The sequence below is a fragment of the Bacillus sp. MYb56 genome, assembly GCF_002976445.1.
Lineage (GTDB): Bacteria > Bacillota > Bacilli > Bacillales > Bacillaceae_G > Bacillus_A > Bacillus_A mycoides.
Map to the genome: position 1 here is coordinate 1 of NZ_PCOH01000061.1, position 10,536 is coordinate 10,536.

Here is a 10,536-nt window from a genome sequence, read left to right on the forward strand (position 1 = left end):
AAGCATCCGCAAGGTTGCGAACAGACGACTGAATCGCAATACTATCCACTTCTTTTAGCCAAACAAACTCTTTTTTCATGGCAGGGAGTTTGGCAGAGCATGTACCATATGTCAAACCCTTTCCTGTTTCTTTATATGCATTATCCCACAGAGATAGGAAGTGATTGAATATAAAACGAGAACAGCCAATCGTTTTATTGATTAGGATCGCTTGAGCTTTATTTGGATAGATACGAAATTTATATGCTTTATTGATCATCATTCATTTCACCTCCATTTCGATATGCGTCTATTATACAACAAACATACATTCGACAGGTAGTGAAGTAACAGTTTATGTATGTCGAACAATTAAGATGGCTTCCTGCCATCCCTTGTCCGAAGCCAATTCATCTCCCACCTACTCACTTCGCGTTCCTTGAGGAAGGAGTCTTCTTGGCTAAAATGATAAAAAATGCCGCCTACTAAGTTTTAATGTAGGGGGCATTTTTTTATTATCTTCATTCGCTTTATTTAGTTTGTTTGAGAAGGGGTATTATCCCCTGTATCCTTTTTTAATTCAAAGTATGCATCTAAAATGTCTCTACCAATCATTGAATTAATTCCACCTTTATCATCATATACCCATGGTACAACAACAGAAAATGCGACTTCCGGGTTATCATATGGAGCATATCCTGCTAAAGTTAAATTATAACAACGGATTCTTTTCCCTTGTTCATCTCTACCAACAGGATCATCTCCTCCATAAACTGTTTGTGCTGTTCCTGTTTTACCAGCCGGTTTATAAGAAGCTTTTTGGAAATAATGCACACCTGTTCCATCATCTTCTTGAAATACTCTTCTGAAACCTTCTTGTACTCGATCAATATATTCTTTTTTCATATCTACACGGTTCAATACAACTGGCTCCATGGATTGTACAACTTTTCCAATCTCTTCTTCTTTCACTGTATGCTCTCGAATCTCTTGCACAATCTGTGGTTTCATTCGATATCCCCCATTTGCAATAGTAGAAATGTATTGTGCTAACTGCAATGGTGAATACGTATCATACTGTCCAATAGCTAAATCTAGTAAGAAACCTGGCTGATAATTTTCTTTACTCATTTGTCCAATAGCTTCATTTGGTAAATCTATACCTGTTGGAACACCTAAACCAAATTGTCCAAAATAATATCTCATTTTATCAAATGTAGCTGCTGTAATATTTAATGAGCTATTAGGTACATAATTTATGCCTGCAATTTTTAAAGCTGTATTGAACATGTAAACATTTGATGAAACTTGTAACGCTCGTAGGTCATCAATACTTCCAAAATCCTTCCAAGATTTTTTGGGTTTTGTTCCTTTAAAATGCATTGGTGCATCATGAAAATATGTTCCTGGCGTTATGGAACCTGTCTCAAATCCTGTTAAAAGTGTAGCTCCTTTTACGGTAGATCCAAGCTCATAAGAGCTAGTCAATGTACCTAAAGCATAATCTTCTACTTTTATATTCCCATCTTTTTTCACTAATTTTTTTCCAGCCATGGATAAAAGTTGACCTGTTTTTGGATCCATCATTACAACAAACGCTCGGTCTAATAGTGGTTCTGAACCTTTAAACTCTTTTAAACGCTTTTCAATAATCTCTTCAACCTGCTTCTGTAATTTCATATTGATTGTTAATGTTAAATTTTTTCCGTTCTTCCCGTTGGAAATCATTTCCGTTTGAGTAATATTTTTTTCTTTGTCAGTAATATTTCGAACTTCAGCTTTTTCTCCATGTAATACGTCTTCATATCGTTGTTCAATATAACTTTTTCCAATGCGATCATTACGATTGTAACCACGCACTAAATAAGAGTCTAAATTTTCTTTTGGAAGCCCTTCTTCAGCACTTGTAATATTTCCTAATACCGAACGGAATAAATCCCCATTTACATAATTACGATCCCAGTCTGTTGTTGCATCTACCCCTGGGAATCTTTCTAAATTCTCACTTATTATTGCGTATTCTTTCTCGGTTGCGTTCTTTTTTATAACTTGAGGTGTCATTTGATATCCTGAACTCATTTTACTTTTAATAGCTAATACTTTTAGGTCTTCTGGCGTTAATTTACTTAGTTCTTCATCAGTGACACGTTCTCGTCTCAATTTTTCTATTTTATTATCAAACCCTTTTCCCTCAATATTTTTTGCTCTAAGTTTTTCTTCGTCTTGTTTCGTTATTTTTTTTTGGGCCTGTTCTTTATTCATTTGCATCCAAAAATCTTTTCTATCTGTTTCAGTTAATTTATTTATATCTTCTTCGGATATTTCAATTATATTTGAAAGGTCTTTAGCTACTTTCAGAATATCATCGGATTGTATACCTTTCATTCTTGTGTACGTTATGACACGAATAGCGTTATTGTTAACAACCTTTTCACCTTCTCGATCAAAAATCTGTCCACGTGGAACGGGGACACTAATGGTTTCGTTTTCTTGTTTTTCAACTATATTTTTATAAGATTCTCCATCAACGAGTTGTACTTTTCCTAACTGAAGAATAATAGTTGAAAATAGTAAAAACACACAAAAAAACAGTGCGTTTAATCTAAAAGTAACTTTATCTTTCTTTGTTTTATTCGGCTTTCCTTTGCTCATGTAAACCTCCGCTTTAATAATATTAAATCCAATACTTTTACTTAAAATATATTAAATAATATATAAGGATAAGTAAAGTTAAATAAATTTAAAGAATTTCTAAAGTATTACCTGATTTTATTAATATATATTTTTTAAAAAAGAGAGCACTTATACATGCAATCAACTTAAGAAACTTTGATACCCCTAAAATACATCTCATCACTTCAAAAGGTACACCTTTTGAAACTATCAAAATTACATGAAATATTAGTTCCAAAATCTCAAAAATATACTTTTGAAACGTCCCTAAAAAACAGACACCTTTTGAAACTAATTTGTTATAAGGCTGTATCATATTGATTTTATAAAGCATCTGAATCTATAGGAAGAAGATGTTAAGAGATAATAAAGTTGTTTAATTTACAATAAAGTCCTTTGAAAAATAATAAAGTTGTTTAATTCTTATTGAACTAACGGTGCAGGATAGTTGAATAGGGATGATGATATAATTAAAGGGGAATGTACTTTATTTTATAATTTATGAGGTGGAAAATGGACTCTTTAGAATTAAACAAATCTAAATATATTGTCTCTAATATCAAAAACATTTTGCATAAAAAGCTTATACTTGAAAAACCGTTAACTAAAGATGAGGTGAAAAAATTAAACCTAGTTAATCCCCCTGTATACGAAAATGAGAAGTATCTCATTCAAGAACGGTGGTTTTATAGTATTAATATCGGAGAATGGGAAGATGTGGAGATTTTTATTCAAGGGAATAATGAAAATCCCGATGTGGAGATTATCGAAATGGCAGAAAAAATATTCGATGAACTCCATCTACATATAAGCCGTGCATTAAAATATTTACAGGAATTCTTCCCTAATCAAGAAATGAAGAACTACTATCTATCCACAATATGTTTTGGAAAGATTGTTAATTTTGACGATTATATATTTTCAGGGTTTAGTTTAGCTTTTATTTTTGATGGTCACTTTGAGTTTCAGTATAAAGTAAAATTTAAAGAGGATGGATGGCCTATTGGTTTTGAAGGTGGGCCACTTTAATAATCATAGATAATTTTTTCTTATTGAACTAACGGGTGCTTTAGTTGAACAAGATTTAAACAACTTTATTATTGATTTTTGAGTGCACACACCTTTAAATGGATAGAAATTAAACAACCTTAAAGAGCTTTACTACAATACAATGTAGCAAGGCTCTTGTATTTTTTATATCTAAATTAAATAACTTTATTATCACTTTACAATATCAGAACTTTAGGAAGAAGGGGGGATTATGATGAATAAAGAAATTCAAGGATTGTTTGATGATCTCAATTTATTTGCCAGACAAATTGCAAATGTAAGATTGTTAAATTTATCATTTGATGTATATGAATTTAGAGATGAATATGCAATGCAAGTAGACTTAACATTCGCCAGAAAAGGTCAATTTGATAATATTCAAGAGGCATTTTCTGCACTATTTAAAAAGGAATTGTTCGATGGAGAAGAATGGGATATTAGTGATGAGCCAGACCCTTCAGACGAACAATGGCTAACAGCACTAAAAGATGGTTGGATTAATACATACTATTCAAGAGTATGTATTAGCATAGAGTCAGTAAACAAAGATGACTTTATAAGTAGATTTAAAAGGGATTTAGCTGATGTGAATACACCAGAACAAGTTATTAAAGAACTCTTAATTAGATTAAGTCATATTGAAACAATACAAGTACAAAAGGGGTATGTTTATGATTGTATATTCGGACAATCTGATAGCCATTATTTTTTGTATGAATGGGGAATATATGATTAAAATCATTATAACGACTAAGATTGTGACGAAACGTACTTAAAGTAACGGGGGCGTTGGTGAAATAACGGATAACAAAACAATCAAACTTTTTTATAAAATTTTTATACTAATTAGCAAAAAAGGACTCCATTTTAACCAATCTTTTTTCAAAATGGAGTCTTTGGGTTTGGCGTAAAATCAAGGTGCATACAATATTTCTAATCCAACTTTAATTCAAACTTACAACTCTAAGTACATTTATTCACAATTCTCTTCTTTCAAACAGATTTCTATGAATTCAAATAAACCTTTTGCCTCAATAGAACGTTGTCCCCAATCATGCCAATAATATAGCACTTGTCCTACTACTCCAGATTCTGATGGATCTGTATCAATACAAAGATAATCCCCGCCACCATTTTCTGCAATTGGAATCCACTTGGAATTCCAAAGAACTGGTTTAAGCTCTTTTTCAATATCTGGCTCTAAATCATCATCTGGATCGAATTCTTCCTGTAAAAATTTCCAATTATCGATAATTTCGGAAGTAGGGGACAAAGTCAAATTCCTAACAATTGGATTTACCCCGGGCTCCCAAACTTGTCCGTTATACACCCTGTAAAAGTTCTTCATCTCTTCAGGAAGTGTAACCCCCAGTGTACCCTCAATAATTTGAAATTCTTCATAACTTGCACCTGGCTGAAGATTTAATGATTCTTTAAAGTTACCTTCAGAATTTGATCCTCTTTCAATAATACATTGCCATAACCATTCAGCTTGATTAATCATGCTATTTATCCTCCTCACACGTCTCAAACATTTTTCTCCCTACCCTTTGAATTGTAAATCCTTATGTATATTTAATATCAGTTACATGACCAATCTCTATATATAATACCTTATCATTTTGGTTCATAATTCTTAACTCATTTCGAGTCATATCGTAAAAATGAATATGGCCAATTTCTGAATGCAATTTGTGCTGTTTGTGGTATGAGATGTTTACTTGCTTACTTACTTTCAGCAATTGCTACCCCTAATAATAAGGGACTCTATTTTTTATGTATATCTTATAGTTCATTTTATTTTATAAAGAAAAAAGCCCCGGATAGGACTATATGATTTTCTTCATACCGCATTGACGACATTCTCTTAAAAAGATGAAATCTTTAACGGAACTCTTGAATGAGGTATTGCCGCAATTGTCGCAACGACCGCTAATTTTATCGGGGAACTCTGTGTATGCGTATATTTTGCTTAGATCGTATTCTTGTTTAGGTTCTTTATTTTCCATTTGTTTCACCTACATATCAATCTGAATTAATATCACTTAATCATAATAACATGAAGTGTTGTTCACAAATAATAAAGTTGTTAAAAAATAATAAAGTCATTTCAAAAATAAAATAGATGTTTTCAAAAATGGTATTATTATCTATGATAGGAAACAAATAAAGGGGTAGTTCAGATGTTTAAGAAGAAGGAGAAAAAAAAATTCACGCTAAACTCGTTAACAAACAAGGGGAAGTCATTCGAGAGTTAAATGGTACAGAAGAAGACTTAGAAGAAATAAGAAAAACGGGTATTGAAATTCGTTTAGTTGAAGAAAACTCATATGAAATGGTAGCAACCGATGAACAGCTAGAGAAACTAGCAAGAATCGAAGCAGAGTATGAAGAATACCTAGATGCATGGGAAGAAGCTTTAGACGAGTTAGAGCAAGAACGAGCAGAAGAAGAAGCGAAACAGAAAGAATTGAAAGAAAAGAATAAATGGAGTACAAAGAAGAAGGTAATTGTCTTTGGACTAATAGCATTCGTCTTTTTCGGATTTCCAATGATTGATGGGTATTATGAAGCGAAACTGGTACACGAAGGAACTTCATTAAACGCTGAAATTACAGGTAGACATGTAGAAAAAGGGTTTCTATCTGAACATGGAATACTAATCGTAAAGATAGACGGTAAAGAGTATAATGTAAGAGTAGGTAGAATAACCTTCAACGATGCAGAATGGTTTGGTGGACTAAGAGTTATCAAAACAAAAGAGGGTAAAGTTAAGGTAGACCCTAGATATGAAGCCGAAGATTTAGTTACAAGCTATAAAGAAATAACCAAGTAAAACTTTAATATTCGCTTCCAAAATTAAACAACATTATTATTTGCAAAAATCGAAACCATTAAAACAAAATACAAATTTCAAATAACTTTAATAACCTCCTATCATGTTGTTGATGGGAGGTTATTGCTTTTCTGAAGATAAAATTAAAGAGCTTTATTATCTCGATACAAGTGTTCACATAGTGGATGCTTTTTATTTTGTAGACGATTATGTATATTTGATATCTGTTACATGATTTACTTTTATATAAAATACATTATCATGTTGGTTCCTAATTCTTAATTCATTACAAATCATGTCATAGTAATGAATATAACCCACTTCGGTATACACTTTGTTCTGTTTTTGATATAAAATGCTTACTTGTTTATTTTCAGCAATTGCACAACACACGATATCGTTTATAAGATCTAGTTTTTGTTCATCTAAAATAGGCATCGGTACTTCGTTTTGTTTTTCATACATTTCATTTAATCCTTCGAATTGTTCTTTTATGGCTGAAAATGGAACCCATCGCATCATACCTCGATCCATCATGACTTACATTCCTCCTTATGCTTTATGACCACCAATTTTGCCGTTTCTTTCTCTCTGAGTAGCCCCCTTAATATAGCTAATCCCTCTCATAATCGAGTTTTTACCATGTTTATGCCGTATACTATCCATTGTTTTTGCTAATTTCCTTTTAGTATCTTTTTGAGAAGTATCTTCAAACAATGACATTTGAATTGCATCATCCCTGGTCAAATTTTTTAGTGTTATATGTATTTGGCGCACCGGATGTCCAGAATGAAACCTTTTTAATAGTTGCAATGAGGCCTCATACACATCTTCTGTTAAGCATGTCGGCTGATCTAATGTAATCGCTCGTTTAAATCCTCCGCCGATGTATTTGCTATAACCTATAGCAAGCTCAACCGTACGACAGCATTTATCCATAGATCGTAAACGAAAACAAGTTTCTTCAATTTGTTCTAGGAGAAGTAATTTTAATTTTTTTGGGCTAAAACAGTCTTCTAATAATATTTGCCCTTTTGTAATAGAAGTGCTTTTCGGAATGTATTTATTAGCAATACGGCTCTCATCAATACCGTATGAAAAACGATATAACTCTTCACCTTTTACTTTGCCAAATCGTTTGATTAGATGTTCTTTAGGCGTTCTAGCAACATCCTTCAAGGAAAATAGCCCCATGCTGTGTAAAGCTTCCTGAGTCGCCGTTCCAATTCCCCATACTTTTTGAAGGGGTTTAATATTCCATAATTTCTTCGAAACATCTTCGTATGACCACATTGCAATCCTGGAATTCGAATGTTTACTTTCCACATCTAGAGCAACCTTTGAGAGAAATAAGTTAGGTGCTATCCCAATGGATGCAGTTATACCAGTTGTATCATATATCTCTATTTGAATTCGTTTAGCAATTACAATTGGATCACGTCCGAAAAGGTGCGCTGTTTGTTGCATGTCTAAAAAGCATTCGTCGATTGAGTAAACGTGTAGATCCTCTAATGCTACATACTTTGTATAAATTTCTGTGATTTGATTTGAAATTTCAACAAATCTTCTCATTGTTGCATTCACAATAATAATGTTCGGATCTTTTGGTACTTCGTATAATCTGGTTGCTGTAGAAATGCCCATTTTTTTAAGTTCGGGAGTGGCAGCAAGCACGATAGATCCTTTTCTATTTACGTCACCAACAACAGCCAATTTTACTTTTAATGGATCTAATCCTCTCATGACACACGCACAACTAGCAAAAAATGAACATAGATCAATGCAGTAAATCATTCGATTCATACACTTTGAATAATCAAACATCGTTTTAGCCCCCAAGAACAGAACGTTCGTTCTTATTATAAACCTATTGTTTTGCCTTATACAACCATTTAGAAAATATTTTTTTATTATCAATATGGTACGTGAAATTATATATATGATTCTTCAATATTCGACGACTCAACAATATGATATCTCTTAATTTATTAAACTGGTTTTCATTGCTCCATAAATTAAAAAAAGCCTAAACCCTTGTGTATCAATAGGTTCAAGCTTTTAATTTTATAGGAATACCCTTTGCAACAAGTTGCCATTAGAATAGTATATCAGCAACTTGTAGCTACTTATATGAATGCTATATTACACAAAATTATTACAGTTTTTTAGTTTTATATTTTCATTATATGCTCTAATTTTACATTTATTCTTTATTTCGAAGTTTGAAAAATAGAAGTTTTGGACAAATTATAACTAAAAAACAAATGAGGTGTAATATATGCCCTGGTTTAAAAAACCCCGTTCAAAACTTGGAAAATTCATAGATAAACACGATTTAAAACAAGTAGATATTGCCAAGGTTAGTGGACTAAGAGAGTCAACTGTTAGTCGTTTAGCAAACATAGACAGTGTTTCACCGAGTATGAAAAATGCTAATAAAATCGTCAATGCACTTCGGAAACTAACAGGCAAAAATGTTAATAACACAGATTTTTGGACATGATGAGGGCTATTAAACAGCGTAGTCCTTTTTTATCAATTCGGTTGCCAAAAACCCATATTTTTTGTAATTTAGTTGCAAACTACAAAACTTCTTTTAAAAGGAATGTACGTACATACACATTATATTTCATTCCGTAGCTCTCTAATTTCTTTTCTCGATAATCCGATATTGTAAAAAATAAGATGTTTGGTACGATATCCTTTTGTTTTTTATATAGCTTTGCAATTAAACCATAATATTGTATCTTTTCTTCATTATTCTTCATGTGTTGCAGCCTATCAATTTCAACAAAATGTGGTACTTGATCTATTAAATAATAAGCATCTGGTACAATTATTTTTTCTTCATTTTGATATCTAAATTTTATAACTTGTTCTGTCTTCCAATCCGGAAAATCTAACCACATCCAAGCCTCGTTGCGTAAAAGAATATGTTCAAGTTGATGCTTTTTTTTTCGTTCATCCGGCTCTAATCCTAACAAGGCACAACCTTTTTTGTTGAGATAATATACATATTCCCGATTATGCGAAGTGACATGACAATATTGACGGAGATCCTTCAGAACACGATTTGCATTTCGAATACTACCTAGAGCATGAATTGCTTGCAATTGCCTCCTAGAAGCAAATTCCAGCTTATTTAAACTCGATAAAATCTCGATCTGTCTCGCTCTCTGTTTGAGTTTCTGGTGCCTCATTTTGCTTCACCACCTTGTATTGCTTTAGTAACTCCCACATATCTTTATCCTTTAAAAAAGGTACCTGGATTTCTTCTGTACGATCAGTCTTAAATAATGCTCTTCCTGGCAGGGATGGCAGATCCTCCAAGCCTGGTTCATCCAAAGCGACTTGGGAAGCAACCGCCGTTGGTAATCGAAAGCCTATTTTCGCATCAGAGTTTTGTTTAATTTGTCTTGGTAATGTATCAGAAGTAGGATATTGCGTACAAAATATGAGCCGGAATCCTAAACCACCTCCGATTCTTGCGATTTCAGATAACATCTCCTGGCACAAAAATAATACATCACGTTGTTTTTTAGGTAATCCTTGTGTGGGACAAAGATTTGCTCCTTCATCTACTATGATGAAACATCGCTCTTTTATGGATGTATCTATGATATTAGTAAAGTAGGACTTCTTCATTACTTCAATTTGTTTAACCATTTTCTCACGTACTTTAGCCAACATTTCTAACGCCTGTTCCGGATTTTCAGCTATTTCTATTACTTGGGACAAATTCTTGTAGGGGCTAAATTCTAATCCTTCCTTCAAGTCAATAATAAAAAAACTTACATGTTGAGATTGTTGTAAAATCAAACTCGTCATCACATTTTTTAGAAATACTGTCTTTCCAAACCGTGTCATACCCGACACGCACATATGCGGTGTTTTCTCGAAATCATGATACACATGTTTATCTAACGCTTTCCCCATCATAACTCTCCATGTATGCTCTTTTAATAGATCCTTAGACCAATTCCACATTTCAGGTATTT

13 protein-coding genes are annotated in these 10,536 nt (G+C 32.7%); 4 read left to right on the forward strand and 9 right to left on the reverse strand.

Going from position 1 to position 10,536, the window contains the following annotated elements; all coding sequences use genetic code 11:
* Positions 1 to 262: helix-turn-helix domain-containing protein (locus tag CQ058_RS29430; protein WP_181150786.1), on the reverse strand; the 262-nt coding region annotated here is incomplete at its 3' end.
* 251 nt (positions 263 to 513) lie between these two features.
* The gene (locus CQ058_RS29435; RefSeq protein WP_002187935.1) at positions 514 to 2,631 is read right to left on the reverse strand and encodes a peptidoglycan D,D-transpeptidase FtsI family protein; all 2,118 of its coding nucleotides are present in this window, start codon (positions 2,629 to 2,631) and stop codon (positions 514 to 516) included.
* 534 nt (positions 2,632 to 3,165) lie between these two features.
* Between CQ058_RS29435 and CQ058_RS29445 the strand changes: the two genes are divergently transcribed.
* Both CQ058_RS29445 and CQ058_RS29450 read left to right on the forward strand, forming a co-directional pair.
* Complete coding sequence (locus tag CQ058_RS29445) at positions 3,166 to 3,681, forward strand: hypothetical protein (protein ID WP_002192020.1); 516 nt, start codon at positions 3,166 to 3,168, stop codon at positions 3,679 to 3,681.
* 232 nt (positions 3,682 to 3,913) lie between these two features.
* Entirely contained in the window at positions 3,914 to 4,438 is a 525-nt protein-coding gene (locus CQ058_RS29450; RefSeq protein ID WP_002192018.1) for a hypothetical protein, read from the forward strand.
* Between the two features lie 237 nt (positions 4,439 to 4,675).
* Here CQ058_RS29450 and CQ058_RS29455 read toward each other — a convergent pair whose 3' ends face one another.
* The 3 genes from CQ058_RS29455 to CQ058_RS32560 all read right to left on the reverse strand — a co-directional run bounded on the left by CQ058_RS29455 (position 4,676) and on the right by CQ058_RS32560 (position 5,711).
* Positions 4,676 to 5,206, reverse strand: coding sequence for an SMI1/KNR4 family protein (locus tag CQ058_RS29455; protein ID WP_002192017.1), 531 nt, complete (start codon positions 5,204 to 5,206; stop codon positions 4,676 to 4,678).
* 61 nt (positions 5,207 to 5,267) lie between these two features.
* Positions 5,268 to 5,444, reverse strand: a complete 177-nt coding sequence (locus CQ058_RS32045) for a hypothetical protein (protein WP_181150787.1) — start codon at positions 5,442 to 5,444, stop codon at positions 5,268 to 5,270.
* 87 nt (positions 5,445 to 5,531) lie between these two features.
* Positions 5,532 to 5,711, reverse strand: a complete 180-nt coding sequence (locus CQ058_RS32560) for a DUF8096 family protein (protein ID WP_082187734.1) — start codon at positions 5,709 to 5,711, stop codon at positions 5,532 to 5,534.
* Positions 5,712 to 6,037: 326 nt separating this feature from the next.
* Here CQ058_RS32560 and CQ058_RS32125 point away from each other — a divergent pair, with 326 nt between their 5' ends.
* Positions 6,038 to 6,538, forward strand: a complete 501-nt coding sequence (locus CQ058_RS32125; RefSeq protein WP_142396435.1) for a hypothetical protein — start codon at positions 6,038 to 6,040, stop codon at positions 6,536 to 6,538.
* A gap of 207 nt (positions 6,539 to 6,745) precedes the next feature.
* Here the strand turns inward: CQ058_RS32125 and CQ058_RS29470 are convergent, their stop codons facing one another.
* Positions 6,746 to 7,075: a YolD-like family protein gene (locus CQ058_RS29470; RefSeq protein ID WP_002192015.1), complete on the reverse strand. Its 330-nt coding sequence runs from the start codon at positions 7,073 to 7,075 to the stop codon at positions 6,746 to 6,748.
* Positions 7,076 to 7,090: 15 nt separating this feature from the next.
* Complete coding sequence (locus tag CQ058_RS29475; protein ID WP_105590165.1) at positions 7,091 to 8,362, reverse strand: Y-family DNA polymerase; 1,272 nt, start codon at positions 8,360 to 8,362, stop codon at positions 7,091 to 7,093.
* Between the two features lie 454 nt (positions 8,363 to 8,816).
* Between CQ058_RS29475 and CQ058_RS29480 the strand changes: the two genes are divergently transcribed.
* A complete protein-coding gene (locus CQ058_RS29480; protein WP_002192013.1) occupies positions 8,817 to 9,041 on the forward strand; it encodes a helix-turn-helix domain-containing protein in 225 nt (74 codons plus the stop codon).
* A gap of 79 nt (positions 9,042 to 9,120) precedes the next feature.
* On the opposite strand, the gene CQ058_RS29485 is transcribed toward CQ058_RS29480, so the two are convergent.
* Both CQ058_RS29485 and CQ058_RS29490 read right to left on the reverse strand, forming a co-directional pair.
* On the reverse strand, positions 9,121 to 9,738 hold the full coding sequence (locus tag CQ058_RS29485) for a replication-relaxation family protein (RefSeq protein ID WP_105590166.1): 618 nt from the start codon (positions 9,736 to 9,738) through the stop codon (positions 9,121 to 9,123).
* Positions 9,677 to 10,536 (reverse strand): FtsK/SpoIIIE domain-containing protein (locus CQ058_RS29490; RefSeq protein ID WP_105590167.1); only part of this gene is annotated, 860 nt, incomplete at its 5' end. The genes CQ058_RS29485 and CQ058_RS29490, both read right to left, overlap by 62 nt.